The sequence below is a fragment of the Anabaena subtropica FACHB-260 genome, assembly GCF_014697105.1.
In the GTDB taxonomy this organism is placed as follows: domain Bacteria; phylum Cyanobacteriota; class Cyanobacteriia; order Cyanobacteriales; family Nostocaceae; genus Trichormus; species Trichormus subtropicus.
Window position 1 is genome coordinate 95,309 of sequence record NZ_JACJRF010000004.1, and the last position, 26,441, is coordinate 121,749.

Annotated in this window: 22 protein-coding genes and 1 pseudogene; 9 read left to right on the plus strand and 14 right to left on the minus strand. The window is 41.2% G+C overall.

The genetic code is table 11. The annotated features are described in order from the left end of the window. The first annotated feature begins 221 nt into the window (after positions 1-221). Positions 222-3,581, plus strand: a complete 3,360-nt coding sequence (locus tag H6G18_RS03585) for a response regulator (RefSeq protein ID WP_190405714.1) — start codon at positions 222-224, stop codon at positions 3,579-3,581. A gap of 12 nt (positions 3,582-3,593) precedes the next feature. Further along, entirely contained in the window at positions 3,594-4,664 is a 1,071-nt protein-coding gene (locus H6G18_RS03590) for a hybrid sensor histidine kinase/response regulator (protein WP_190405715.1), read from the plus strand. Between the two features lie 110 nt (positions 4,665-4,774). Here H6G18_RS03590 and H6G18_RS03595 read toward each other — a convergent pair whose 3' ends face one another. The 5 genes from H6G18_RS03595 to H6G18_RS03620 all read right to left on the minus strand — a co-directional run bounded on the left by H6G18_RS03595 (position 4,775) and on the right by H6G18_RS03620 (position 9,072). Further along, the gene (locus H6G18_RS03595; protein WP_190405716.1) at positions 4,775-5,425 is read right to left on the minus strand and encodes an HAD-IA family hydrolase; all 651 of its coding nucleotides are present in this window, start codon (positions 5,423-5,425) and stop codon (positions 4,775-4,777) included. Between the two features lie 92 nt (positions 5,426-5,517). Then, positions 5,518-6,762 (minus strand): NAD(P)/FAD-dependent oxidoreductase, encoded by a 1,245-nt coding sequence (locus H6G18_RS03600; RefSeq protein ID WP_190405717.1) that lies wholly within the window; start codon positions 6,760-6,762, stop codon positions 5,518-5,520. Positions 6,763-7,051: 289 nt separating this feature from the next. Continuing rightward, positions 7,052-8,218 (minus strand): baeRF7 domain-containing protein, encoded by a 1,167-nt coding sequence (locus tag H6G18_RS03610; protein WP_190405718.1) that lies wholly within the window; start codon positions 8,216-8,218, stop codon positions 7,052-7,054. Between the two features lie 59 nt (positions 8,219-8,277). Continuing rightward, on the minus strand, positions 8,278-8,844 hold the full coding sequence (locus tag H6G18_RS03615) for an HPF/RaiA family ribosome-associated protein (RefSeq protein ID WP_190405719.1): 567 nt from the start codon (positions 8,842-8,844) through the stop codon (positions 8,278-8,280). A 63-nt stretch (positions 8,845-8,907) separates the two neighbouring features. After that, a complete protein-coding gene (locus H6G18_RS03620; RefSeq protein ID WP_190405720.1) occupies positions 8,908-9,072 on the minus strand; it encodes a hypothetical protein in 165 nt (54 codons plus the stop codon). Between the two features lie 675 nt (positions 9,073-9,747). On the opposite strand from H6G18_RS03620, the gene H6G18_RS03625 reads away from it, so the two are divergent. Further along, on the plus strand, positions 9,748-9,867 hold the full coding sequence (locus H6G18_RS03625) for a pentapeptide repeat-containing protein (RefSeq protein ID WP_242040180.1): 120 nt from the start codon (positions 9,748-9,750) through the stop codon (positions 9,865-9,867). Between the two features lie 417 nt (positions 9,868-10,284). On the opposite strand, the gene H6G18_RS03630 is transcribed toward H6G18_RS03625, so the two are convergent. Further along, the gene (locus tag H6G18_RS03630; protein WP_190405722.1) at positions 10,285-10,530 is read right to left on the minus strand and encodes a ChaB family protein; all 246 of its coding nucleotides are present in this window, start codon (positions 10,528-10,530) and stop codon (positions 10,285-10,287) included. 537 nt (positions 10,531-11,067) lie between these two features. Here H6G18_RS03630 and H6G18_RS03635 point away from each other — a divergent pair. Both H6G18_RS03635 and H6G18_RS03640 read left to right on the plus strand, forming a co-directional pair. Continuing rightward, positions 11,068-12,132: a J domain-containing protein gene (locus H6G18_RS03635; protein WP_190405723.1), complete on the plus strand. Its 1,065-nt coding sequence runs from the start codon at positions 11,068-11,070 to the stop codon at positions 12,130-12,132. Positions 12,133-12,392: 260 nt separating this feature from the next. Next, positions 12,393-13,163 (plus strand): hypothetical protein, encoded by a 771-nt coding sequence (locus H6G18_RS03640; protein ID WP_190405724.1) that lies wholly within the window; start codon positions 12,393-12,395, stop codon positions 13,161-13,163. A gap of 17 nt (positions 13,164-13,180) precedes the next feature. Here H6G18_RS03640 and H6G18_RS03645 read toward each other — a convergent pair whose 3' ends face one another. Continuing rightward, a complete protein-coding gene (locus H6G18_RS03645) occupies positions 13,181-14,710 on the minus strand; it encodes a YifB family Mg chelatase-like AAA ATPase (RefSeq protein WP_190405725.1) in 1,530 nt (509 codons plus the stop codon). Positions 14,711-14,777: 67 nt separating this feature from the next. On the opposite strand from H6G18_RS03645, the gene H6G18_RS03650 reads away from it, so the two are divergent. Continuing rightward, complete coding sequence (locus H6G18_RS03650; RefSeq protein WP_190405726.1) at positions 14,778-15,128, plus strand: histidine triad nucleotide-binding protein; 351 nt, start codon at positions 14,778-14,780, stop codon at positions 15,126-15,128. A 197-nt stretch (positions 15,129-15,325) separates the two neighbouring features. Here H6G18_RS03650 and H6G18_RS03655 read toward each other — a convergent pair whose 3' ends face one another. Further along, positions 15,326-15,949 carry a class I SAM-dependent methyltransferase gene (locus H6G18_RS03655; protein ID WP_190405727.1) on the minus strand — a complete coding sequence of 208 codons (624 nt, stop codon included), beginning with the start codon at positions 15,947-15,949 and terminating at the stop codon, positions 15,326-15,328. 94 nt (positions 15,950-16,043) lie between these two features. Between H6G18_RS03655 and hemH the strand changes: the two genes are divergently transcribed. Continuing rightward, positions 16,044-17,210 carry a ferrochelatase gene (gene hemH / locus H6G18_RS03660; protein ID WP_190405728.1) on the plus strand — a complete coding sequence of 389 codons (1,167 nt, stop codon included), beginning with the start codon at positions 16,044-16,046 and terminating at the stop codon, positions 17,208-17,210. A gap of 416 nt (positions 17,211-17,626) precedes the next feature. Next, positions 17,627-18,220 carry a DUF2808 domain-containing protein gene (locus tag H6G18_RS03665; RefSeq protein WP_242040175.1) on the plus strand — a complete coding sequence of 198 codons (594 nt, stop codon included), beginning with the start codon at positions 17,627-17,629 and terminating at the stop codon, positions 18,218-18,220. Positions 18,221-18,345: 125 nt separating this feature from the next. Here H6G18_RS03665 and H6G18_RS03670 read toward each other — a convergent pair whose 3' ends face one another. Further along, on the minus strand, positions 18,346-18,885 hold the full coding sequence (locus tag H6G18_RS03670) for a DUF4126 domain-containing protein (RefSeq protein WP_190405729.1): 540 nt from the start codon (positions 18,883-18,885) through the stop codon (positions 18,346-18,348). A 489-nt stretch (positions 18,886-19,374) separates the two neighbouring features. Between H6G18_RS03670 and H6G18_RS24940 the strand changes: the two genes are divergently transcribed. Then, positions 19,375-19,509: a hypothetical protein gene (locus tag H6G18_RS24940; protein ID WP_277875560.1), complete on the plus strand. Its 135-nt coding sequence runs from the start codon at positions 19,375-19,377 to the stop codon at positions 19,507-19,509. Positions 19,510-19,613: 104 nt separating this feature from the next. Here the strand turns inward: H6G18_RS24940 and rpiA are convergent, their stop codons facing one another. The 5 genes and pseudogenes from rpiA to H6G18_RS03695 form a co-directional block, all read right to left on the minus strand. After that, entirely contained in the window at positions 19,614-20,324 is a 711-nt protein-coding gene (rpiA, locus tag H6G18_RS03675) for a ribose-5-phosphate isomerase RpiA (RefSeq protein ID WP_190405730.1), read from the minus strand. A 198-nt stretch (positions 20,325-20,522) separates the two neighbouring features. Continuing rightward, entirely contained in the window at positions 20,523-22,088 is a 1,566-nt protein-coding gene (locus H6G18_RS03680) for a M16 family metallopeptidase (protein WP_242040177.1), read from the minus strand. 89 nt (positions 22,089-22,177) lie between these two features. Continuing rightward, complete coding sequence (locus tag H6G18_RS03685) at positions 22,178-23,821, minus strand: M16 family metallopeptidase (RefSeq protein WP_190405732.1); 1,644 nt, start codon at positions 23,819-23,821, stop codon at positions 22,178-22,180. A 249-nt stretch (positions 23,822-24,070) separates the two neighbouring features. Next, a pseudogene (locus H6G18_RS25225) lies at positions 24,071-24,211 on the minus strand (magnesium chelatase subunit ChlI family protein); the annotation flags it as partial. 226 nt (positions 24,212-24,437) lie between these two features. Continuing rightward, the gene (locus H6G18_RS03695; RefSeq protein WP_190405733.1) at positions 24,438-26,255 is read right to left on the minus strand and encodes a tetratricopeptide repeat protein; all 1,818 of its coding nucleotides are present in this window, start codon (positions 26,253-26,255) and stop codon (positions 24,438-24,440) included. Positions 26,256-26,441: the final 186 nt, after the last annotated feature.

Genomic DNA, 26,441 nt, shown 5'->3' on the forward strand with positions numbered 1-26,441 from the left:
AAATATTTACCATAAAAATAGCCTCAGTGGTTGTTTGCGTAATTGCCATAGTTAAATTTTGAGTGGATAAATGCAGTCAAAGGCATATTTATTCACTCATTTTGTATTTTTAACTATCAAAAAAATAATAAATTAAGCAGACATCTCCGCAAAAATAGAGACGTAACACTGTTGCATCTCTACAATGGTTCTGAATGACTTTTGTCTTGCAGTTTTGATTTATGAATCATTGCTCGCCTTATACTATCTTGCTGATTGATAATTGTGCCGAAGATCGGGCTATATTGACTCGCTATTTACAACAAGACAGCCTATATGCTTATAAAATTGTAGAATTTACGACGGCACAAGCAGCCCTAACTTGGTGTCAACAGGCAACACCAGATGTCATTTTATTGGATTTTTGCTTACCGGATCAGAATAGTCTAGTTCTTTTGGAGACGTTACAATCACCTACGGCGGGTGGAACGCCATCGCACATCAGTAATAACCAATGTGCAGTCATTTTATTGATAGAACAAGGCAATGAAAATCTTGCCATCCGTGCTATGAAAGGCGGCGCTCAAGATTATCTAGTCAAAAATAATCTCACACCTGAAATCCTGCAACACGTAATTCACGATGCCATTGAAAAGATGTCTCTAAGGCAGCAGTTAGACCAAACAAAGGCTAAATTGCGCGATAGTGAGGAACGTTGGCATTTAGCAGTAAATAGCAGCAATGACGGCATTTGGGACTGGAATATTCAAACTAATCAGATTTTTTTCTCGCCTCGCTGGAAACAAATGCGGGGCTTTGCCGAAAATGAAATTAGCTACAGTCTAGAAGAATGGACAAACCAAATTCACCCTGATGACCGCGATCGCATTATGACAGCAGTTGCTGATTATTTTGCCCACAAGTCACCATTCTTTCAAGAAGAATATCGAGTACAGCACAAAGATGGCTCTTACTTTTGGGTATTAGACCGGGGTCAAGCTTTGTGGGATGAGCTAGGTAATGTGATCCGAATGAGTGGTTCGGAAACAGATATTACTAAGCACAAACAAACTGAAGAAGCATTACGGGAGAGCGAACATCGCTATGCAACATTAGCAGAAGCTTCTCCAGTGGGTATTTTTCGACTTGATGCCGTCGGTAACTGTATTTACGTCAACGATCGCTGGAGTAAGATGACAGGTAAACCAATACAGTTTGCATTAGACGAAGGGTGCGTAGATTGCATACATCCAGAAGACCGCGATCGCGTTTTCGGGCAATGGACTGAAGCAATGACGCAAAGAAAAATGTATCGCAATGAAGGCAGATTTTTGCATACAGATGGCAGCATTATCTGGTTCTACGTGCAGATATTACCTGAAATTGACCCAAAAGGTAACATTATTGGCTATGTCGGCACACTGACCGATATTAGTGAACAGCAAGCCGCCCTGCGCGATCGCAAACAAGCTGAACAAGAACTCATCCGCAATCGGGATTTACGGGAGGCAATTTTTAACGAATCTGCCGATGCTCTATTTTTAGTTCATCCTGTATCATTACTCACCCTAGATTGTAATCGGCGGGCGGTGGAACTATTTGAGGCGGCTAACAAAGATGAATTACTCGGTATTGAAGGAAGAACACTCCAGCACCGTCCTTTCAATACCGATGAAATACTTAGCATCGTTGACCAAATGCAAACAAAAGGCTTTTGGAGTCAAGAACTGGAATATGTGACTCGTAAAGGCAAATTATTTTGGGGAAACATTGCCGCCAAGCCAATTACTATAGCTGGTCGTACCCTGAATCTAGTACGGGTGACTGACATCAATGAACGCAAACAAGCAGAAGAACAACTGTGGCGGACAAATGAGCAATTGGCTAATGCCAATGCCGAACTTGCCCGCGCCACTAGGCTCAAAGATGAATTTCTGGCAAATATGAGCCATGAACTGCGAACCCCTCTCAATGCTATTCTGGGTATGTCTGAAGGCTTCCTAGAAGGTGTATTTGGTTCCATTAATCAAAAGCAAGCAAAAGCGATCGCCACCATCGAGCGCAGTGGCAAACATCTCCTAGAGCTGATCAATGACATCCTTGACTTATCCAAAATCGAATCAGGCAAACTAGAACTGCAAATCAGTGATGTTTCGGTCAGGAGTCTCTGTGATGCTAGTCTTACTTTTATTAAACAGATGGCGTTGAAAAAAAATATCCGCCTGAGTACTCATATCAGTTCAGATATTGACACCATTCAGGTAGACGATCGCCGTCTGCGTCAAGTACTCATCAACCTCCTCAGCAATGCTGTCAAATTCACCCCAGAAGGCGGAATGGTCAAGCTCAAGGTTTGGCTGGAGGAAATAGAAGATGTAGGGGCGCAGGAGCAGGGGAGGCACTGCGGGACGCTACGCGAAGGAGTTTCCCCAAGTGGAGCAATTGGCGTAGCAGGGGACAGCGAGGAGAACTTATTCAAAGACTCTCCCCCTTTCTCCCCATCCCCAATTCCTAATTTTTCCCCACTCCCGAATATTTACATCTGCTTCTGTGTCATTGATACTGGTATTGGCATCGCCACAGAAGACATGAGCAAGTTATTTCAGCCTTTTACCCAACTTGATAGCAGTCTTAACCGCAGTTACACTGGTACAGGTTTAGGTCTAGCATTGGTAAAACGGATTGCTTCTCTGCATAGAGGAACAGTGTTAGTTAGCAGTCAGGTCAGCAAAGGTAGTAGTTTTACTCTCCGCATTCCCTACCAGAGTGGAGATAACTCTCTCAAGCAGCAGGTAATGGTTGCACCGCCTAGCTATCGTTTACCTGCGGAGAATGCCCAAGTTTTGATTATTGAAGATTCTATTCCTGCGGCGGATCAGATGACTCGCTACCTGAGCGAAATGGGAATGCAATTTATTGTCTATCCACAAGGCGAAGGAGCATTAGAAGAAGTCTTGCGCCTTTGCCCCGCTCTCATTATCCTGGATTTGCAACTGCCAAACTTATCAGGTTGGAACGTCCTCAATCAACTGAAGTTAAACCCTAAAACTCAAGAAATTCCCGTTATTATCACCTCAGTGGTGGATGAGCAAATCAAGGGAATGGCTCAAGGAGCATTTGCTTATATGGTGAAACCGATTACCCGTCCTCAGTTTCAAGCAATTATAGAAAAACTGCAATATCCTGACCTTGCTGACCCTTCTGCTGTCTCTGTTGTTGCACAACCAGCCTTGACAGCACCTGTGATTTTGCTCGCAGAAGATAACCAAGCCAATATTGATACTATCTCTGGCTATCTAGAAAGTCGGGGATATCATCTCATTTTGGCAGAAAATGGACAACAGGCCCTTGACTTTGCCAGAGCAAAATGCCCAAACTTAATTATCATGGACATTCAGATGCCGGGAATGAACGGATTAGACGCTATACGCTGTATCCGTAATGACCAGCAATTTGTGGATGTGCCGATAATCGCCTTAACAGCCCTAGCCATGCCTAGCGATCGCGCAACTTGTCTAGCAGCCGGAGCCAACGAATATTTGACCAAGCCTATAAAACTTAAACAATTGGTATTAACAATACAAAAACTTTTAAGCAGGTAGGGGAAATTTTCAATGGACACTCAACCATCCATTTTGGTGATTGATGATGAACCAGATAACTTCGATGTTGTTGAAACATTACTGGATGGTGAAAACTACCAGCTACATTATGCTCCTAGTGGTCAACAAGCGATCGACCGCCTCAACAGTTTTCAGCCAGATGTGATTTTGCTAGATGTGATGATGCCCAATTTAGATGGGATGGAAGTCTGTCGGCGCATCAAAGCTGATCCACAATGGCAGGTAGTGCCAATTATTATGGTGACGGCATTAACGGCTAAAGAAGACCTAGCTCAGTGTATGGCAGCAGGAGCAGATGACTTTATTAGTAAGCCAGTCAACAGCGTAGAGTTGAGAGCTAGGGTTCATTCCATGTTGCGGATTAAGCAACAGTACGATAACTGGCAAGCCTTACTAAAATTGCAGGAAGACATGGTGAATATGATTGTCCATGACCTGCGAAATCCTCTAGCCAGTATTGTGCTATCGGCGGAAATGCTGAAATCTTGTGGTTTGCCACCAGACAAACAACAATTTAAAATTAATCAAATAGCGATCGCCACTCAACAACTACAAACTTTAATTGATAGTTTGCTGATCATGGCTAAGTTAGAATCCGGTAAAATGGCTCTCAACTACACAGAAATAGACCTTTGTGCTATTTGTATATCAGCTGTAGCAGATATTCAGGAAATTGCTGCCCAAAAGAACCTCACCCTCATCAGTGAATTACCTGAACCAGGTGGCATGATCAAACTAGATGCAGCGATTTTTCGTCGAGTACTGGATAATTTGCTCTCCAATGCGATTAAGTTTTCGCCCTCAAATACACAGGTAATTCTGAAAGCAGAGTATTTAGAAACAGGTGCGAAAGTGCAAGTTAGTGATTCAGGTGCGGGAATTGCTCCAGAATTAAGGCACAGGATTTTTGAGAAATATGAAATTGGCAATCTAGTGTCAGAAGTTTCCCAACTTGGTCTAGGATTGGCATTTTGCAAAATGGCGATCGAGGCACATAAAGGCACTATTGCTGTTGCAGATAATCATCCCCAAGGTTCTATTTTTACAGTATTTATTGCATGACTTGTAAATTGTATTTTTATAGCAGTCACCAAATAGATGAGGACATCAAGCAATAATAAAAAATTTACATTCAAAGGCTTTCAACTCTGTCACCTGTCACCTGTTTCCTACTAATTTTTCTCCCGATTAATCCAAACACCTCTTAACCCGGCTGCTTTGGCTCCTTGATAATCTTCTTCAAGACTATCACCAATGTGCCATGCTTCTTCAGGAGAACAATTGTGCTTTTCTAAAGCAATAGCAAAAATTTTGGGATCAGGTTTTGCTGCACCTACTTGAGTAGAAATAGTCACGGAAGAAAAGTAATGACTCAAACCTAAACCTTGTAAAACAGAATGTAGCCGTGAATCGAAATTAGATAAAACACCTAGTTCAATGCCTATATGTTGCCAGTTATTTAAAGATTGCACAACATCAGGATATATAATCCACGGTTCAGCAGTACCAAAATGAATATATAGTTCACCGAAAAAACTAGAAAAATCAGCAAATTGCTGCACAACACCTGCACTTTCAAAAGTATTGAGGGCAATCTTGCGCCACCACTCAAACTCACGTTGTGGTATGTCTTCGATGTCAGCATCGGGAAATATTGGTGGTGGAGATGCTTTAAAGCTTTGAATAAATGCTTTATCCAAAACTTCAGGTGCAACTTCAACACCAAATTCCTGAGCTATCTGACTATAAACCTTACCGACACTGCCTTTAACGCCGAAGAGTGTCCCCACAGCATCTACGAAAATAACTTTGGGCCTTTCCATTAAACTGTTTGCAACTTATAAACGTTGGTCATTGGTCATTGGTCACTAGTTATGAGTCTTGAGTCATTAGTGAAAATTTCTCCGCCATCTGACTACTCCTTACTCCCCTGACCTTTCACCTCTTTTTCACTGACAGCATCTACTGCTGAGTAAATTGTTTCTATAATAGGACGTACAAGCCAGTTAACACCAACTTTGATCTGATGATCTAAGGTTGGCAGCCGATATAAGTAGGCAAGACGACGGGCAACATAAGCCAGAGAACCATCTAACTTAATTCCTAAACCTGTAAGGGTGGCGTTATCTTTACCTAGTGCCATCATTTCCCCTAACTGTTGGTAATGGAAAGGTAGAAGGGGACGCACAGTTACAGAAGCCCAGATATTCCAGGCGGCGTAGTCTGCTTGTTGGAAGGCGGCTTGTGCAGTAGCAGGGACTTGTTGACCTTCAGCGTCACGACAGTCGGCTAAATCTCCCAAGGCAAAGATTTCTGGATGGTCAAGCACTTGGAGAGTGGGTGTAGTCGTAATTTGACCACGCTGGTTTTGTTTGAAAGGTAGGTTTCTGACTACGGTTGTCACCCGTGTACCCACAGTCCAAATTACTAAATCCACAGGAATTGTATCTAGCTGATTTTTGTACTCTAGGGAGATGGTATCTTGCCCTATTGATTCGACTTTGGTTTCTAAATCAATGAATACACCTCTTGCATCTAAAGCCTTCTTGGCTGCTTCGCGGTTAAAATCTGGGGAGGTGCGTAAAATTTGGTCGCTGATTTCCACTAGGCGGAAGCGTCCTCTTTCCCCTAGTCTGTCGGTTAACTTACAAGCTAACTCGACACCACTATAACCAGCACCAACAATGGCGACGCGAATTTTCTCAACGTCTGACTCTTCTAATATCCGCAGACGTTCTTCCAAACGATAGGCATCAACAATAGTTCTGAAGGGATAGGCGTAGGATGTTGCACCGGGGACTAAATCTAGCGGTGTTTCGCCACCCAAGGTCAAAACTAACCGATCGTAGGAGATTTCTGGGCCATCTTGCAGGTGTACCCGTTGCTGGTCGATATCAATTCCAGAAACAACTGCTTGATAAAAACGTACACCTGTGCCTTGGAGAAGTTCAATAAACGGAGGGGCAATTTCCCAAGTTTGCAGTTCTCCAGTGAGTAATTCGTACAATAAGGGGGAAAATAGGAAGCGATCGCTCTGGTCAACCAAAACAATTTCGGGTTTTTCCTGAGGTTCCCAAGGTAATTGGCTTAAACGTAAAGCTGTATAGAGACCACCAAAGCCTCCACCAAGGATCACAATTCTCGTAGTTTTTTCAGTCATGGATTTTATGGGATATTCTATCCCAGCAAGGCAACTAACTCTCAGTGTAATGATTTATTTCCTTCTGTGTTCACTCTTGGCTTAACAAGTCTCGCAGATAGGATGATGATTCTTTCTGCTCAAATGCTACTCAAAGTCTAGTTTTTTGTCTAACTCCTTTGGTTCCAGTTGTCACAATGCGGGACGGGTGATGAGTGGACATAAAGCCAAGCGAGAAATTCGGGGCGATAGATACTTAAGGATAGTTTTCCAAGCTGGGGTATTAGCACTCGCTGCACCAAAGCTCCCATTAATAGCGAAATACCGCAGCTATCGGTGTATCATCGGGCATATCTGCCGACTCAACGGCATAGACCATGCCACCATTCAAAATAGTCTGGGTTGCAGCGAAATCTAATAACTCTTCGTCGTTGGGTTCTGCATTGGGATGTACCAGAACCGTTTGGGTATCCGAGTCAAAAGTACCCCACTGTTGCTGATGGAGAGCCACAACTAACTTGTCAACTCGTCCCTGACAAGCCGCCGGAATAGTTTCCGTAATTTGGCTGGAAGCTTTTCCAGTTCCTACTAATTTCCTGTATTGAGCGATCGCCTCTTGTTGTGCTTGTAAAAATAATGGCTCTACTATTTCCCAGGCTTGAGTGTGTAATTCCTCTGATGTCAGTAGTTCTGGATTACCTGTTATACCAGCTTCCATGAGATGAGCATAAGTATTTGCTTCTTGGTAAATCGGCAAAAGATATTCCACCCCAGCCAACACCAAGGGAGCGTGTTCCTCTTTGAGTAACTCCTGTAATGCCTCATTTAACCGATGAAAATACAGGCTGAGGTTTTCCTTTTCATCCTCATCACCAGCACCATGACCATGAAATACCGTGACACCACTAGGAGCAGCGCGCCGTCCACCTACTGCTCCTGGGGTTCCTGTATGAGAAGGGGTTTGTCTTTCTGGCTCCTCAAATCGCAGCACTTCTTCCAAGCTTGGCAACACACCAGTCAGATCAATTTCTTCAATGTGATGGTGTGTGCCTTCTAATAGCCGAATCAGATTACGGCTGAGAGCAAGAATATAGAAGTGTCCATCGCTCTGAAAGAGTGGTAATAGAGGTTTAAGGTAAAAACGGTTACTAACAATTGCTAATTCTGTAAAATCTAAAGGTAGAGAATAATATCGCAACAAATCTTGTGAGCGGAAAATCGCTAAACCATCACTCTGATGTTGCCAAAATTCATACCCATCTAGCTCTTTGACTGGTTCGAGTAAGTTTTTCGCATCTTCAGAACGCCAACCATGTTCAATCAGGCGTTCTTCAGCTTCCCGAATTAAATTCCTAAAGCGGATTGGATTCTGTTGTGTGTCTGACCCCGCATGGAAAGTTGGTAGAAAAATTGATACGCAAGCTCCTGTAGGTTGTTTTGCTAGTGTTTCGAGTTCCGCAATAGAGAGTAATTTCATTTGTTTGCCTCCTGTTTACAGAAAAGGGACTATGAAGAAAGTGCCTGAAATCAACACCCTCAACCTTGCAGGTGATGCTTACCAATTAGTCTGACAGTACTAGCTTGGAGTCCTTTGTCACCTTCTTCTTCCGCAAAACGAACTTCGTCTCCCACCTGCAACTGCTCGAAATCACCATTAAATAGACTATTGCGGTGAAAATAAACTTCGCTACCATCAGATGTGTCGATAAAACCGTAACCCTCATCTCGGAACAATGTCGCAATCCTCCCATGAGGCTGCTCTTTGTGAGTTTTGGTTTCCTGCCGTAGCATACTGATATGGTCTTGTAGTTGGCGTTTGGCTGCATCAAAAGCATCACGAATGGCTACGTAAATATCCTCATGAGACTGACGTTCAGGTGGGTCACGTTTTACAACTATTTCCCCCGTTGGCAGGGTGATGTCAATTCGCACCTGATAAAGTTTGCCGTTACGGTGATGTCGATGTGGGGCATCAACTACGACTCTACAGCTTGTAATCCTGTTATAAAAATTTTCTAGTTTATCAACTAAGGAGCGAATTTTCGTTTCTACAGCGTCTGATGGAGGAATATTATGAAATGTGATTTGTAGTGGGATTCTCATGATTTCTCCTATTTCTCAAGTATCTCTTGCCTTGATTAACAGGTTACTCAAGTAAGGTGCTAATTAAGATGCGTTTTCCCAATCACAAAGCAACTCATGCTCTTGCTTAATTGCGATCTGACGTAGGGGAACTTGAGGATTACCGATATCTGTTGATTGTCTCAATAACTGTTTTTTCTTAATTGGCTTTTTTACCTGCAAGTTTGGTTTAGTGGCTGTGATGATCATTTTACTCACCTCCCACGCTACTACTTTGTCAAGTTAATTTTGAGGTTTCTTCAGTCCATTTTATGGAGTCGAATAATAAATACAATCTAATCGGAGTCTGTATACCATGCTGTGAATGGATATTAGATTTTTGAGACTTTCTATAAAAGTGCTATTTTAATGCCGTACCAGAAAACCAACGCAACAACCATTTTGAGAGTTGGTAGTAAACACTAAAGTGTTTAGAAGAATTAGGCTAAAGTCCTTACTAAGCAATGGTTTATCTATCAATTCAATGTTAACAAAGTACTCCATCCAGAAGAATAATTCTTTACAGATACGATATATTCAGCACTAATTACAACCCAGTAGTCAATATATATGAGGATTTTGAAATTTAATTATCAACACTCTACCTTCAATTTCTATTATTTCTCTAAAAGCTGATCATAGTGTAGAAATGATAAAAAACTATATATAAATACAATGTAATGATTAGGCAGACAGAGGTTTTAAAAAGAAGAATTATGACAAAAAAATGATTATTTTTTAGAGATGGTAGCTTAAAATTATAAAACTAATGTGAAATTTAATAATTAGTGTCTTTTTGGCAAAATAAAACTTGAAACCATAAAAATTAACTATTAGGGTATGAGTATCGATGTACGATGAATGGCGATCGCTGTGGCGCGACAGATGAATTTACGTGAAGCTACACTATCAACAGCTAACCTCAATGAATCAGACCTTAGTGGTGCATATCTTTGTGATGCAGACTTATGTAATGCTACTTTGCACATAACAAATTATGCCTGACGGTACTGTCCATAAATAGTCTAAAAGGATATTATTTTTTTTTGAGCAAAGAAAACTGATTGTCTACTGATGAGTCGTCCGGGAAAATAGTCTTAGGGAAGGTAAAAGAGACCCCAACTAGCACCGTATATATTTGATATCCTATGCCAACAACGTGTAAAATACGCATTTGGTATACCTGGATATTTTGCCCTAACGCTATTCGATGCAATAGCTGCCAGAAAAATTGAACCCCTGTCCTTAATTAGATAAATAGTAACCTCATCTTTTTGAATTAGCATCCTAACTAACTCGTAATTCGTAATATTTAGGTTTATCCCTGCACTCGGTGATAAAATTAGTGTTTTTCAAATGCTGGAAATCTCAAACCATGCGCATTTTAATTACGAATTACGAATTATAAATTACTAATTAGGTCTAGTTGCCACCTGTTGTGATAGCTTTATGATGAATTGCTGAGTCTTCAGCTTTTCTGTGCCATTTACCATCTTTGCCTTGTTCATATTCATTTCTGACACTATTCCAAGCAACATCTCGCGCACCCTCTTCACTCAAACCATCACTTTGAGCAGCATTGAAGGCCGCACAGAAAATCTGCTGACAGTGTTCTGGTAATTGATCTCTAATTTCTTGGGGTAAATCACTTATTTGTTTATAAGTCATAATGAAACTCCGATCAATCTAACTTTTATTTATGCTAAAAGACTAGTCAATAAAATTTCCTCTTTCCAAAAGTAGAGATGTAGAATTACCAACCTTTTGGTAGAGTAAAAAAATCACCTATAATTCCCATTTGATTTATGTTGAATTTAGCCTGCTATAAGTCATAGCCTACTCTTAAAAATTCGATAAAACTTGAAAAGGCTTATTCTCTACTTCCTACACAAGAGAGTTAAAAAATAAAAATAAATTACAATATCATTTTGACAATACTATTAAGCTAGTACAACATGATTAAAATAAACTACCCATTCCAAATCAGCACAATAAATTAATTTTGAATTTTGCCTGGCAATACTAGATTAAAAAATTAACATAATTAAACAAGCATACTATATTGTTCCATCATTAATCTATAGAAAATATGTGGTATTTCCGTAATTTATTGCTGGCGATCATGTATCATCAAGAGAGTATCTTCCGTGGGCATTGACCCAAAAAGTCAGAATTTTTGACACCTAAAACTGTTCTGCGTCTTTTATGCCTCGCAAAACCTCATCTACATCGCATACTAATATTACAACACCATTGGCTCTCTCCCAGCTTCATATCCGCTTGGAGGGTCTAGAAAAAGAACACCAAAATTTACTTAAAAAGATTAAGAAGAAGCGGACTGAACTAAAGAACTTTGTTGAACAGATGCGTTCTTTAGCAACAGAAATATTTCATCGAGCTAATCCTAGCTTCACAAAAATGTCAGAGCTAGACAAAGAAATTCATACACTGTTTGCAGAAATTTTGACTACTAGAAAATTTGGTAAACAAACAGAGAAAAAGGTAAAATCAGTTTACCTTAATCTCCAGATGGCGGGAATCATCAGTCCAAAATTTGAGAGCGAGCAATCAGATTCCGAACTAGATGAAATGTTTGATAATGATCAACACGAAAATGATGATTGTTCTCAAGGAAAAAATTCACACCACCATGAATACAGAGAAACTCAACAGGGATTGGAGTTTTCATCTGCAACTAGAACAGAGGAATCCAGGAAGATTCGTCAAACATTTCTGAGGTTAGCTGAAATCTTTCATCCTGATAAGGTAAAGGACAATGAAACACAGATGAACCACACAGAAATTATGAAGGAAATCAATAAAGCCTATCAAGAAGGTGATTTAGCAAGGCTTTTGGAGATTGAACAAAAGCATCAAGTGGGTGAATCTATTGATAATAATAGTGAAGATGATTTAACTAGAAAATGTAAGACGTTAGAACAGCAAAATGAAATTTTAGTAACTCAATATGAAAATTTGAAACGGGAACTACGCCTAGCAAAGAACACCTCTGAGGGGGCAATGGTTTCTGATGCTCGCAAAGCCACTAAACAAGGCATTGACCCTATTGACCAAATGTTAGAAACCATAGAAATGCAAATTAGTCTTGTTACTGAAATTCGGGATTTTGTCAAAGATTTCAAAGGACAGAAAATTACTATTAAAGAATTTCTTGAAGGTCCAGAAAGTTTATATTCTTTGAAGCAAGAAATGATGGAAGATATTCTTGAACAAATGTTGTCAGAATTAGATGAAATAGTAGTGTTTTAAATTCCAATATTGTAATATTACAAGTATACAGATATCAATGGTATAGCGTTTTGTAATTGAGTCTAATATAGAGCTAACCCCCAACCCCTTCCCTACAAAGGAAGGGGAGTAAGCCAGCCTCAAAGCTTCTCTCCTGCCTTCGGCACGCTGCGCGAAGCAGTGTTTGTAAACACTTAGCAAATGTTGTGGAAATATTCAAAACCCAGTGTAAACTTATACGCAACACAACTAAAATTATTACACAACTAAAATAGCGCCTTATGTCAATTATTGCGCTCAGAGCATGGTATCTTCAGGATTATGAGCCGATTTCCGAATTAGAAAAACGCCCATCAGATATTCGCCTCAGTAAGAAAAGCTTGCTGAGATCGGCGTTACGTGCGGACTTTTTAGAGAATAGTGATGAAGTTAAGCACTCAAGCTGGTTTACTCGCTATTTAGAGGGTGAAAATGTAGAGTTTTATATTGAAGGTAGTGGTGGCTATTGTGTAGCTAACATTGACTTAATCAGTCATGAAATTTATTTTACTAAGCAGACAGTTTTAGCTCAGTTAGAACCAATAATTTTTTTCTCCTATCAAATTGAGTATGCCGAAGCTAGTGATATTCTCAGGGAAGAACTGCGAAAAAGTTTAGAAAAATTAAATTTACGCTCGCGCCTTCCTCTTACCTTAGTAGAATCATCTCGCCCCAAAGACTCGCCCTTGCGTCTAAACCGCACCACTCTGAGAAAATTACGTAAAAGTTTGTTGTTTATTGCAGATACTACACCCATCGCTAGTGTTGAGAGCAAAGAGACACAACAATTAATTCCTAGTCCTAATGTTTGTGTAGAAATTGGCTATGCCATTCAAAGCAAGCGAACAGAGCAAATTTTGTTAGCTCATTTACATCGAACAGAATATGAAGGAAGATTTCCTTTCGACTTACCCACACAACAAACTTTGGAATTTCGAGATGGCCCAGAACTAAATAAAATTCTCACAGGAGCGATTGAAACCCAGTTAACAAGATTTAAACTGTTTTTTTGATATGTAATAATTACAAATTACTGCATCCTATCGATAGTACGATATTGAATAGCTTCTGCGACATGATTGGGTTTTAGCTCGTCTTCACTTGCCAAATCTGCAATAGTCCGAGCTACTTTGAGAATGCGATCGCTTGCTCTGGCAGATAAACCTAACTTTTTAATTGCTGCTTCTAATAAACTGCGGCTACCATCATCCAACTTGCACCATTTTTGCAGATGCCGACTTTGCATTTGGGCATTACAACGCAGATTTGGTTCTGTTTGAAAACGAGTAATGGCGCGATCGCGGGCTTGTTGTACCCTTTCGCGGACAGAAATAGATTCCTCTCCTGTGGGTTGTTGGGTGATTTCCTCTGGTTTCAACCGATTTACAGCTACTTGTAAATCAATCCGATCCATCAAAGGGCCAGAAAGTTTTGCCCAATATTGCTCCCGTTGTCTTGGTGAACAGGTACACTGTTGGATGGTATCGCCGTAGTAACCGCAAGGACAAGGATTTGTACTTGCCACCAAGGTAAACTGTGCCGGAAACATGACAGATTGTCTGGTGCGGGAAATCGTTACATAGCCATCTTCTAAAGGCTGGCGGAGAAACTCTAAGACATCACGTTTAAATTCCGTCAATTCATCAAGAAATAAGATACCCCGGTGTGATAAAGAAATTTCCCCAGGACGAGGGAAACTACCACCACCGACAAGAGAAGGGCCAGACGCTGAATGGTGGGGACTCCGAAAAGGGCGATCGCGGACTAAGGAACCACGATTTTTTAATAAACCAGCCACCGAATGAATCCGCGTCACTTCCAACGCATCAGCAAAACTCAGGGGTGGTAAAATACCCGGTAAGCGTCTTGCTAACATGGTTTTTCCACTTCCGGGGGGGCCGACAAAAATCAAATTGTGGCCGCCAGCAGCCGCAATTTCTAAAGCCCGACGAGCGTGAGCCTGTCCTTTCACATCTTTTAAATCAGCGATCGCCCCAAATACTGATGTTACTTCTGGTGATTGATCCAACTTGACAGGCTTTCCTTTACCTGGGTTATTTAATAAATCGACAACCTCAGACACATCCTTACAGCCATAAACAGCTAAACCCTCAACAACCGAAGCCTCTTGAGCATTATCCACAGGCACAACCAAACCGGCAATTCCCATTTTTTTGGCAGTAGCGGCGATCGGTAAAACACCCGCAACAGGGCGTAAGCTGCCGTCTAGAGACACTTCACCCAAGAAAAGATGATCTCCCAACAAATCAGGGCTAACTTGTTCAGAAGCAGCCAAAATCCCTACACTAATGGGCAAATCAAAACAGGGGCCTTCCTTGCGTAAGTCTGCTGGAGTCAGGTTAATCACAATTTTTCGCATGGGAAAGGCAAAACCCGCATTCTTCAATGTGGCTTTGACTCTTTCTTTAGACTCTTGCACAGCACTATCTGGGAGTCCCAAAACTACAATTCCTGGCAAACCACCGGATATATCGACTTCTACGCCTACTTTGACGGCATCGATGCCGACAATTGATGCACTCCAGACTCTAGCAAGCATTGGCTAAATATTTCTTATATAAACAGTAACCCTTTAAAATCTCTAGCAGATGAGTTGTGATAAACGCATGAGTGAAACCACAGAGACAATTTTCAGCAAAATCATTCGTCGAGAAATTCCCGCCAATATCGTCTACGAAGACGATTTAGCCTTAGCTTTCACAGATGTCAATCCCCAAGCACCAGTACACATCCTGGTTATTCCTAAAAAACCCCTTGCCAAACTGTCTGATGCTGAATCTCAAGATCATGCGCTTTTGGGACATCTTCTATTAACGGCCAAGCGCGTCGCCGAAGAAGCCGGACTAGAAAACGGCTATCGCATTGTGATCAACAACGGTAATGATGGAGGTCAGACAGTTTACCACTTACATTTGCATATTTTAGGTGGGCGGCCGTTGGCATGGCCACCTGGTTGACAAGTTGTCTTTGAGGCTTACTCCCCTTCCCTACAAGGGAAGGGGTTGGGGGTTAGGTCTGTATTAGACTCAACTGCAAACCGCCATAGATGATCTATTTGTTTTCAATTAGAAGTAGAAAAACAGAAGCGTATGTTTCACATAACAACCATACTTCTGAACTGTAGCTCTCTGTCTCAAGAGGGCTTTATTTGTTTCTATTTGTTAGCTTGAATTACCTGTAAACTACCACCTGCATACAAGGTTGTTTTACTTACCTCAAAGCCAATTTCAGTTAACAAAGCAGCTAAATCTGTCTTTAATAATTGCCAAGCTGTTTCTGTCTCAAATAAGAGTAAAAATACTGTTAAACCAGGCCAAAATATAGGATTGGTAGGAGAGTGAAAATCTACTAAAGTAAATACTCCTCCTGGCTTCAGCACTCGATAAACTTCTTGAATAATTTCTCGTAACTGCTGAGGTTCCATTTCATGTAAGGCGGCGCTGGTATGCACTACATCAAACTGATTGTCGGTAAATGGCATCTTCTCAGCAAAAGCCTCTACATAATTAGCTTCAGGAACATTTTGTCTAGCTCGTTGCAAAGATAAGGGAGAAGCATCAAGTCCTGTTACGTTTTGTGAATATTTCACTAAGACTTGCGTTGCTTGACCACTACCACAACAAACGTCTAACACAGAGGTATTTTCTTGAATTGTTAAACCTTGCAAAGCCAATTCCCGAAATTTGGCTTCTCCACCTACACTGAGGGCGGCTACACGAGATATGGAATCGTAGAGCCATTGATAGCGATAACTTAAATCTCTGAAAATTGTGGCCATTGCACTATTCCTAACTGTTAAGCTTTATATTTAATAAAGAATATATTGTTAACAATAGTAAAAAATCTGAAAAGGTTGGGGGAAAATAACTGCTATGGGTCGTGTAGGCGTATTATTACTCAATCTCGGTGGTCCTGATAAGTTAGAGGATGTCGGGCCATTTTTATTCAACCTATTCTCTGATCCGGAAATTATACGCTTACCATTCCGATGGTTGCAGAAACCCTTGGCTTGGTTTATTGCCTCCCGACGTACCGCAACTTCTCAAGAGAATTACAAGCAAATTGGTGGTGGTTCACCCCTGCGACAGATTACAGAAGCCCAAGGGGAAGCCTTAAAGGAACAATTACACTATTTGGGACAAGAAGCTAATATTTATGTGGGAATGCGTTATTGGCATCCATATACTGAAGAAGCGATCGCTCTCCTTACCCAAGACAACATCGATAACTTGGTGATTCTGCCACTGTACCCCCAATTTTCCATTAGTACTAGTGGTTCTAGCTTCCGTTTATTAGAAAGGCTTTGGCAAGAAGACCCTAAACTACAGCGTCTCGAATATACTGTAATTCCTTCCTGGTACAAAGAGCCGGGTTACTTACAGGCGATGGCGGAACTCATTCGCCAAGAAATAGACCAGTTTCCCAATGCTGATCAGGTTCATGTATTCTTCAGCGCTCATGGTGTACCCAAAAGCTATGTTGAAGTAGCAGGCGACCCCTATCAACAAGAAATTGAGGAATGTACAGCATTAATTATGCAAACCCTCAATCGACCCAATCCCCACACCCTAGCTTACCAAAGTCGCGTCGGCCCAGTTGAGTGGTTACAACCTTATACTGAAGATGCACTCAAAGAACTAGGCGCACAGGGCGTAAAAGATTTAGTCGTCGTCCCTATCAGTTTCGTTTCCGAACACATCGAAACACTGCAAGAAATTGACATTGAGTATCGGGAAATAGCCGAAGAAGCAGGAATCCACAATTTCCGTCGTGTACCTGCACCTAACACTCACCCAGTATTTATTCGAGCTTTAGCAGATTTGGTAATTGATGCACTCAACAAACCTAGCTTTAAGCTTTCGCAAGCCGCCCAAATCAAAAAAAGAGTGAAAATGTATCCTCCTGAAAGTTGGGAATGGGGTATGACTACTAGCGCGGAAGTTTGGAACGGACGCATTGCCATGTTAGGTTTTATTGCTTTAATTGTCGAGCTGATTACAGGTCAAGGACTATTACATCTAATTGGAATTTTGCAGTAATGAAGAAAAAAGTAATTTTCATGAAATGTTAAGAGCAACAAAGTATTGATTGAAGTGAGCAAAGGGGTATTAATCTATATTTAATACCCCATTTTTATGACCAATTTTCCAATCCAAATCTGTTTAATTAGGAGTAAACACTACTATCAAAAGGTAGGAATAATGATTTTTTAAAAGTGAAGCAAATATCCCATTAGTCAGACGTATTTATGATTTAAATTTTTTAAAGTTAGTTTGATAAGTTCAGAAATTACGTATTTCAAACGAAGCAAAAATCATGACAAATATTTTTGCCAGATACATCAATTAGAACTACAAAATTAAACTGCTCTCCTTAGCAGTTACAAATAACCCAAGTCAAGGTTTGATTGATGAACTGCATTAGTTCTAATTGATGAAATTTCACAAGGAGATTAATGATGAAAAAACTAATTTGGTTTTCTAGCCTGAGTGTGGCGATCGCAGCTACTAGTTTACCAGCTGTAGCTCAGACTACACCAGTACCAAGAACTCAGTTTCCGGAAACCCAAACTCCAGCAACACCATTACCAGAACCTCAAGTTCCAGGTACTCAAATCCCAGAAACTCAAACACCAGGGACTCAGCTTCAACAAACAACCCCAATAGCCCAAGATAGATTTAGTGCGCCTCGAATCAAGGGTACAAGCACGTTTCGTGACGCTAATTACATTAACCTATATACAGGGAGCCAGCCTTTAGCCTATGTAACGATTTTACCACCAGGCTATATTGCCATTAGTGATAATATTAGGGTCACAGATCAATCTGGTCAAAACATTGATGCTAATATTTCTAGAGAAGGTGACAAAATTAGAATTAATTTTGCTCAACCAGTAGCACCAGGAAGTACTTTAGAAATTGCTCTCAGTGATTTGGCATTTGCTCCTCCATATCCTTCCCTCAGCAATTTTAACTATGAGTTAGCTGGCGGACATATTGGCTTCAATCGAGAGATTCCCTATGGACTAGCTCAGTTTCAGGTAAATTAATTACTTTGCAACTTCATAGATGATTTCAAGGGTAAAGGTGATTTAAATTTCTTTACCCTGATCTTGTTTAGATGATACTTAAAAAGTATTATTGGTAACATCCTCTAAGAAGTTTATACTAATTTTTATACTTTATTGTGATACCATTTGTACCATTCTTTTGCACTACGTAGGGCCAACCAAAGCAGGATTAAGGCAATTACTCCTCCTTGCCAAGGAGCGTCAAAAGCAAAAAGTACCAGAGCTACACATAAGGTGTCTTGAAGAAAAACAGCCCACAGTGGCAAACCACGTAAGCGATAAAACCAGCCGACTTGAACCAGCTGAAGAACCAAAGCTACTGAACTTCCAATTAAAATAATTAGCCAATTTGGGGTTGCTGTTGCCGAGGCTACTGCTAAACCCATAATTGCCCCTACCAGGGGAGATAATAATAACTGAATTATTTGTAAAATTCTTTGTCCCCATAGTTTTTTGGAAGCAAATAATTCTACTAATGACCAACTAATCAGGCAGCCTAACAGAATTGGCGAAGAAATACGAGATAAAACTGGGACGTGTGACCAAAAGTTACTTCCTTGCAACAATCCAATAATCAATAAAGGTACGCCTATTCTGATTCCTGCTGCCGCAGAAGCAGAAAGTGTCGCTAGGATTTCAATCATTAGGGCAACTCAAATAACTAATAATTAAGCAAGTATTTGTTATTGAGATTACCCATTATTCTTGATAATTCTCGCAGCAAACTGAAATTATTTATTAAGGCTTAATATGACACGTGCCAGTGAGTAGCGATGGCGTTCTGCTCACCGTAGGTGATTGCCCAATATCATCTAATACCAATTTGAAAAAAGAATACAACAGATGGATGCCCAGAACCCAGATACAGAGAGCGATTCTCAATCCAAAATCTAAAATGGTATAACCAAGTTAACACTAACGCAGATACACGTAACCATAATCACAAATTTAAGGTTTTCCAATCTTTATGGTTACTTTATCTAATTTATACCTATTTTTTAAAATATATCTGTTAATTCTTAAGGAGGAACAAGAATCTTTCCTAAGACTAAGCAGTTAGTAAAAGCTAATTAACTAGATTGTAGATATCAATACCTTTTCATCGCCCAAAACAGTATGAGAGGAGATTTACTATGTCTTTACGTTACAACGAAAATCATGCTCTTTTAGTAAAGGTAGTTTATTCTCAAGTAAAAGTTAATGGCAAAGTCGAGCTAGTTCCTTTGGAATTATATGCTGATGGTTCAATCAAGCGGTCTATTGGTTAATTCACAGCTAAAAAATCAACATTTTTCCCAAGATTGACTCAACTAAGGGAGCTGATTCTTCAGATATAGGGGTGTAGGTAATTTGAACACCTACACCTTTGGTTTTATAGCCGTCTTACCAGTGGTTGACCTTCTTTGACTTCGCCTACTAAAACTACGTCTGCACAGTTAACAAAGATACCATTCTCCAGAACTCCTGGAATGTTATTCAGTATTTTTTCTAGATTAACTGGGTCGTCAATTGAATCAAATCTAACATCTAAGACAAAGTTTCCTTGGTCGGTGATCACTGGCCCTGCTTTTTTCACTCCCATACGTAGTTCTGGTTTACCACCTAGTTGCTTAATTGCATTAGTAACTGGGGTAATTGCCATTGGGATGACTTCTACAGGTACTGCAAAAACAGAACCTAAGCGGTCTACTAATTTACCACTGTCTACTACAACAATGAATTGAGTTGCTAGGTAATCAACTACTTTTTCGCGGGTGTGAGCTGCACCACCACCTTTAATTAGGTTTTTGTGGGGGTCTACTTCATCAGCCCCATCAATGGCAATATCAATATGATCAACAGCGTCTAAAGTGGTGAGAGGAACGCCGTATTGCTTGGCTAATACTTCTGACTGAAATGAGGTCGGAATACCGACAATATCTGTCAGTTCGCCAGACTTGAGGCGATCGCCTAAATACTGAATTGTGTAAGCTGTAGTTGACCCTGTACCTAACCCAACAATCGAGCCAGATTTTACCAAGGCGGCGGCGGCTTTGCCTACTTCTTGCTTCATCAAAGTCACGGGGTCTGCTGTAACGGTCATTCCCAAAACTCCTGAAATATCGACTAAACAGATGGCACTATCACAGGAGACTATACTATATTCGTGGGAACTCAATGTGTATCTGACTCAAGAAATTGGTTTTAAGGGGATTTTTAGTGACTAATCCCCAGTTGCAATCGTAAGTAATATTTCTGATGTGGTCTTGAAGTCTGCTGTATGCTATGCACGTTCTTCGCCTTACTGGATACTGGATGATGAACCAGGAATCTTTACATCTATTGGTGTTACCTGTGTCAAAGGTGGTTGAATGGCGGTTTGATTTCCCACTACCAGAGTCACCATATTATCTGGTTTGAGGTATTGCTGTGCTACCCGTTGTACATCATCTGCTGTGGTTGCTGCTACAGCTTTTTGGGAGCGAAACAAAAAATCAGCCGGATAACCGTAATATTCGTATTCCATCAAGCGGGACAAGGTTTGAGCGGGGTATTGAAAATCGAACACAAGGGAGTTGAGTGTAGACTCTTTAGCCAAAGCTAGTTCTTCTGGTGTTACTCTTTGCTCTTGGATACGCTTAATTTCACTCTGTAAAGCTTTGATAAACTGCACGGTAGCCTCAGAGCGAGTTTGTCCGCCAGCGATGAACAGTCCAGGGTAATCGTAGTTGGGACTCCAAGAAGCTTCTACATCGTAAGTTAACCCTTGACGCGATCGCAATTCATTAAATAAACGTCCACCAAACCCATTTAACACCCCATTCAACACACTTAGCGCCCCATAGTCGGGACTATCTAGCCGTCCCCCTAAATGTCCCATGCGAATACTACTCTGAGTTAGTTGTGGCTGATTGACAAAAAAGACACCACCTGTATTAGCTGCTGATACCTCTGGGAGTTGGGGTTTAGCGATGTTGGGGTTGGGCTGCCAATCGCCTAACTTAGCTTGGATGAGCGATCGCATTTTCTTGGTGTCAAAGTCACCCGCAATGCCCAAAATTATATTATTGGGGTGGAAATACTGTTGGTAAAAGTTCAGCAAGTCTTCACGAGTAATCCGATCTATCGTTGCGTACTCTGGTGTACGGGCATAGGGGCTATCTTTACCATAGATTAATTTCAGAAATTCACGAGTAGCGATATTGTTTGGATTGTCATTGCGACGGGTGATATTCTCTTTAATCTGAGTCTTAGTCAAATCTAGCTTTTCCTGAGCAAACACTGGTTCTCGTAACACCTCAGCAAACAGCCCAAACACTTTGTCTAAATCTTCAGTAAGTGTTCTAAAATCGGCAGCACCAACGGTTTCGCCAATGCCAGTTTCTACCGCAGCCGCCTGTTGTGACAATATCTCGTTGAGTTCGTCAGGTGAATGCCTCTTAGTTCCCCCAGTTCGCATCACTGTTCCGACAATACTAGCTAAACCAACTTTATCTGCTGGTTCCAAGCGATCTCCTGTACGCACTATCGCTGTACCACTCACCAAAGGTAGCTCATGATCCTCCGCCAAATAAACAACCATGCCGTTTTCTAAGACAAACCGCTCGTACTTGGGTAGTTTAATCTCAGGTAGTGGAGCAAACTGCAACTCCGTATAATTCTTTGCTGTTGCCGTCACTGCTAGAGTAAAGTCAAAAGTGCCAATTAAAAAGGCAACAGCAAGACTCAAAGCATAAAACAACTTCTTGCTCTTGTGAATTTTAAACTTTGACAGCAGTCTAAAAGGTTGTTTGTGCTGCTCAGAACTTCTCCTGTCGGAAACACTGCGCGTAGCTTGCTTCCCCAGATGAGTAAGGTGATTTTCCATCTGCTTTTTACTATTCACCTTGTACCAGAGCATATATTTAGTTCCTTTGCATCTTTTGCATTAGCCTGCGGCAAACCCTGCGCGGTTGCTTATTCCTCTTGCGATAACAGCTTGCCAATTGTGCGATTTTCGGGTGTAAACGTTGCTTTTGCTACTCGTTGAATATCAGCAGGAGTCACTACCGCAATTTCATCCAAATACTTAAATAAATTCTGCCAAGAGCCAGTTTTTACCTCATATTCCGACAGTAGTCCCGCCATCCCCATATTAGAATTGAGGTTATTTAATAAACCCGCTTTGATTTGGGTTTTCACACGTTGCAACTCAGTTGCTGAAACAGGCTCTGTCTTCAACTTGTCTATTTCTTTTTGCAAAGCTGTTGCCAACTCATCCACCGTGTGACCGGAAGCTGTAGGAGCAGAGAAAACTATCAAATTCGGGTATTTGTTGCCTGGCACACTAGTTCCACCACTTACCCCCAGTGCCAACTGCTGCTGTTCCACCAAAGACTTGTACAATCGGGACGTGGGCCCAACCCATAATAAATAGCCAATGATGTTATAAACTACATCATCTGGATGGGTAACTGCCGGACGGTGATAACCTTCAAAGTAAAATGGTTGAGATGGTAGTTGCAAGGTCACTTCCCGCATTTTTGTTTGCGGTGGTTCTGGCGGAATTTGGGAAATTGGTTGTGGTTTGGACTGATAACGCCCAAAGTAAATTTGTGCCAGTTTTTTAACCTCAGTCGGGTTGACATCTCCGACAATGGCGATGGTTAAATTGCTGGGTATATAGTGTGTCTCAAAAAACTTTTGGATATCTTTTGGTGTTAAGTTGCGGATATCTTCTTCATAACCATCTATTGGCCGTCTGTAGGGATGGACTTTGAAAGCAGTATCGAAAAACTTTTCTTGCATCACGTCAGTGGGGGAGTTTTGATACTGAAGTCGCTCTTCCAAAACGGCATCTTTTTCTTTATAAAACTCGCGTCGAAATTCTGGTTCTAGAAATCGCTCTGACTCCAGCGACATCCATAGTTCCAACTTGTTAGCAGGAAGGCTGTAAAAATAACGGGTGGCATCTGTAGTAGTTGCAGCATTTAAATCTGTAGCTCCTGCTTGTCTGGCAATTTGCACAAACTCATTCTGCTTAACGAGTTGACCCGCTTGCAATTTTACTTGCTCAAACTCAGCTTGCAACCGAGCCACCTCATTTTCTTGACTATCGGCTTCTGCTGCTTTAATTTGAGCATCCAACTGTTCCAAGCGGTCTAGTAGTGGTTTCTCTGCTTGATAGTCTTTTGTCCCAATGCGTGTCGTGCCTTTAAATGCCATATGCTCAAGAACGTGAGCCATACCAGTTTTCCCATCTGGCTCATCTACTGCACCCACATCCGCATAAGTGACAAAGGAAACTACTGGTGCTTGATGCCGTTCCAAAACAATAAATTTGAGTCCATTATCGAGGCGAAACTCTGTCACCTCTTTAATCGCCCGATCTAGATAAGGTTGTATTGAAGTTGGGGCTGGTGCGGTTTGACTTTTGCTTCTTGGCAGTAGTTGTTGGAGAGGCGATGCTGTATGAGGTTGAGCTATGGTGATTTGTGGTATCAGTCCCCAAGATAGAATTGTTAACATCATCAAGATTGCAAACAGCCGACGCAATCTGATAGATACAGCAATTGCACAGCCTGAACTAGGAATCAGGCGTTTCAGCTTAGATAACAGCATATAACTTTTATCCCGCTATTTTGGTAGTAGCAGTTTGACTAAGCTAATCAGCATTTAACCGGGATTTTTTGAGTTGGCAAAAATTTAGCAGTCAGTAACCAGCAGAGTACCTGCACTCTAAGATTGGAAACTTCAAATTAAAAGTGTAGATATACCCCTTACTATATCCATCCCCCAAATGCAGTATGCTTGTGGGCTAGTGCTTTGCTTTTTATACGCCTGTAGATAGCTGCAATTTTGCACCAACATCATCCTCTCGATTGTAAGATACTTAATTGCTTCTCCTACGTGGTGATTTTGCAGGCTATCTTCTCCTGCTAAGTCTGCGATAGTGCGTGCAACTTTGAGGATGCGATCGCCTGGTTTTTTGGATTTAAGGGACTTCCGGATAAAAAAATATCCAATTAGGTTGGGTGCGTCAGTGTAAGAAAACCTATCTGTACCAAGAAATTATTCATACTGACGCACCCAACTAACTACACCCCACACCCGCCCCAACGGGGCTTGGTCAGTTGTCACCACTCATCACTCATCACTCATCACTCATCACTCATCACTCATCACTCATCACTCATCACTCATTACTCATTACTCATTACTCATTACTCATTACTCTCTACTCAAGTCCAGCAATGATTTCCAGTATTTGTTGATAATTTTGTGTATTGCCCTCTTGAGAATAAAGATCAGCAGATTTCTGGAAATCAGCGATCGCTGCTGGATAGTCTCCTCGATTGCGGAGAATATCGGCACGTAAGAGGTAAGCTGAAGCCCAATGAGGTTGAAACTTGAGGGCTTGGTTTAAGTCAGCTAGTGCTTCTTCCAAGTATCCTAAGAGTAAATAGCTACGACCTCGATTGTACCAATCTTCAGCATAACCAGGGTTGAGGGCAATTGCTTCGGTGTAATCTGCTATTGCTCCTTGATAGTCTTGTAAGGCATAGCGGGCATGGGCGCGATCGCTGTAATATCTGGCTGATTCAGGATGCAGTTGCAAAGCTTGGGTATAATCGGCGATCGCACTGCGATAATTTTGTTGATCGTAGTGTAGTGAACCTCGATTATAGTGGGCTTCGCTGAGTTGGGGATTGATTGTCAAAGCTTGATTGTAGTCTGTTAAGGCTCCCTTGCTGTCTCCCAACTGGCGACGGGCATTGCCTCGATTGCAGTAAGCTGGGGCAAAATCCGGCGATATACGGATACTCTGTGTATAATCTGCTATTGCTCCGATCAAATCTCGCAAGGCTTCATGGGCAATGGCTCGACCGTAGTAAGCTTCAGCAATATTAGGATTTATCTGTAATGCCTGATTGTAATCGGTAATGGCTCCGCGATAATCACCTAGACAACGACGGGCTGTTGCGCGATCGCAATATCCTGCGGCAAAATTCGGTTGCAGTTCTAATAAGCGATGACTATCTGCCAAGGCGCTGGGATAGTCTCCTAGTTGGCGGTGGACATTGGCTCGCACACCGTAGACTACAGCTAATTCAGGATCTATTTGTAGTGCTTGTTTATAGTCTGCCAAGGCGCTCTGATAGTCTTGCCAAGCTTCGTGAATTAGTCCCCGTTGATAATAGGCTTGGGCATCTTTGGGGTTAAATTTTAAGACTTGGTTGAAATCACCAAAGGCTTGTTGATAGTCGTTGAGGTAAAAACTAATGAGACCACGATTATAATATGCGCCTACTTGGTGAGGATTAATTTCTAGTGTGCGGTTGTAATCGGCAATTGCTTTTTGATACGCTCCCAAGGCATAGTGAGCATTACCTCGGTTTTGGTAAGCTTCTGCTAAGTTGGGGTCTAATTGCACTGCTCGTTCGTGATCCGCGATCGCCTGCCGATACTCTCCCAAGTTATAGTAAATATTACCGCGAATGCTGTAGGCGGCGGCAAAGTAAGGATGCCATTGCAAGGCTTGCTGCAAATCTATAATCGCTTCTTGATAATTGCCGCGATCGCCATTATTTACACCCCGGTAATAATAGGCTTGAGCAATATCTTCATTAATATTACTGGCTAATAGAGGATCAAACTCAATGGTGCTGATATAGTCGGCAATTGCTTGATCGTAGTCTCCTTGAGCTAAGTAGGCATTACCTCGACAATAATAATATTCTGCGAATGTAGGATTTATTTGTAATGCTTGATTATAATCAGCGATCGCTGCTGCAAACTCTGCTAGACAGTAACGAGCATTTCCCCGATGATAGTAGGCTTCGGCATATTTGGCATTAATTTCTACTGCCAGATTAAAAAAGGCGATCGCCCCTTGATAATCTTTCAGTTCACGGCTAAAAGTAATGCCTCGCTTACAATAATTTTCTGCATCAGTCTTACGATTGGCTGGCTTAGTGCCACCAGTGACTGTTTTTTGATATTCTCTTGACAAAGTATCGGGTAATCCCTGGTTAAAAAAATAGTCAGCATTCATCTATTTTTTCGTGTTATTACACTCCATTAAAACTATGATGTAGGCATGAATTGCCCCAGCTACTAGTTGGAGTAGTTTAAACATCATTACTAATAGAGTAGGATATTTGTCTTAATTAAACAATTGAGTTAACCATAAGATATACATCTAGCTGTTGTTAAAGCAGTGTTTATCTCATTCTATTGC

What these genes read in the sequence shown, in the direction of transcription:
- H6G18_RS03595 (WP_190405716.1), bottom strand. Translation starts at nt 5,425, where the DNA reads ATGGAAAGGCCCAAAGTTATTTTCGTAGATGCTGTGGGGACACTCTTC.
- H6G18_RS03610 (WP_190405718.1), bottom strand. Translation starts at nt 8,218, where the DNA reads ATGAAATTACTCTCTATTGCGGAACTCGAAACACTAGCAAAACAACCT.
- H6G18_RS03645 (WP_190405725.1), bottom strand. Translation starts at nt 14,710, where the DNA reads ATGCTTGCTAGAGTCTGGAGTGCATCAATTGTCGGCATCGATGCCGTC.
- H6G18_RS03650 (WP_190405726.1), top strand. Translation starts at nt 14,778, where the DNA reads ATGAGTGAAACCACAGAGACAATTTTCAGCAAAATCATTCGTCGAGAA.
- H6G18_RS24940 (WP_277875560.1), top strand. Translation starts at nt 19,375, where the DNA reads ATGTCTTTACGTTACAACGAAAATCATGCTCTTTTAGTAAAGGTAGTT.
- H6G18_RS03590 (WP_190405715.1), top strand. Translation starts at nt 3,594, where the DNA reads ATGGACACTCAACCATCCATTTTGGTGATTGATGATGAACCAGATAAC.
- hemH (WP_190405728.1), top strand. Translation starts at nt 16,044, where the DNA reads ATGGGTCGTGTAGGCGTATTATTACTCAATCTCGGTGGTCCTGATAAG.
- H6G18_RS03685 (WP_190405732.1), bottom strand. Translation starts at nt 23,821, where the DNA reads ATGCTGTTATCTAAGCTGAAACGCCTGATTCCTAGTTCAGGCTGTGCA.
- H6G18_RS03600 (WP_190405717.1), bottom strand. Translation starts at nt 6,762, where the DNA reads ATGACTGAAAAAACTACGAGAATTGTGATCCTTGGTGGAGGCTTTGGT.
- rpiA (WP_190405730.1), bottom strand. Translation starts at nt 20,324, where the DNA reads ATGACCGTTACAGCAGACCCCGTGACTTTGATGAAGCAAGAAGTAGGC.
- H6G18_RS03670 (WP_190405729.1), bottom strand. Translation starts at nt 18,885, where the DNA reads ATGATTGAAATCCTAGCGACACTTTCTGCTTCTGCGGCAGCAGGAATC.
- H6G18_RS03635 (WP_190405723.1), top strand. Translation starts at nt 11,068, where the DNA reads ATGCCTCGCAAAACCTCATCTACATCGCATACTAATATTACAACACCA.
- H6G18_RS03585 (WP_190405714.1), top strand. Translation starts at nt 222, where the DNA reads ATGAATCATTGCTCGCCTTATACTATCTTGCTGATTGATAATTGTGCC.
- H6G18_RS03615 (WP_190405719.1), bottom strand. Translation starts at nt 8,844, where the DNA reads ATGAGAATCCCACTACAAATCACATTTCATAATATTCCTCCATCAGAC.
- H6G18_RS03695 (WP_190405733.1), bottom strand. Translation starts at nt 26,255, where the DNA reads ATGAATGCTGACTATTTTTTTAACCAGGGATTACCCGATACTTTGTCA.
- H6G18_RS03625 (WP_242040180.1), top strand. Translation starts at nt 9,748, where the DNA reads ATGAATTTACGTGAAGCTACACTATCAACAGCTAACCTCAATGAATCA.
- H6G18_RS03665 (WP_242040175.1), top strand. Translation starts at nt 17,627, where the DNA reads ATGATGAAAAAACTAATTTGGTTTTCTAGCCTGAGTGTGGCGATCGCA.
- H6G18_RS03630 (WP_190405722.1), bottom strand. Translation starts at nt 10,530, where the DNA reads ATGACTTATAAACAAATAAGTGATTTACCCCAAGAAATTAGAGATCAA.
- H6G18_RS03620 (WP_190405720.1), bottom strand. Translation starts at nt 9,072, where the DNA reads ATGATCATCACAGCCACTAAACCAAACTTGCAGGTAAAAAAGCCAATT.
- H6G18_RS03655 (WP_190405727.1), bottom strand. Translation starts at nt 15,949, where the DNA reads ATGGCCACAATTTTCAGAGATTTAAGTTATCGCTATCAATGGCTCTAC.
- H6G18_RS03680 (WP_242040177.1), bottom strand. Translation starts at nt 22,088, where the DNA reads ATGGAAAATCACCTTACTCATCTGGGGAAGCAAGCTACGCGCAGTGTT.
- H6G18_RS03640 (WP_190405724.1), top strand. Translation starts at nt 12,393, where the DNA reads ATGTCAATTATTGCGCTCAGAGCATGGTATCTTCAGGATTATGAGCCG.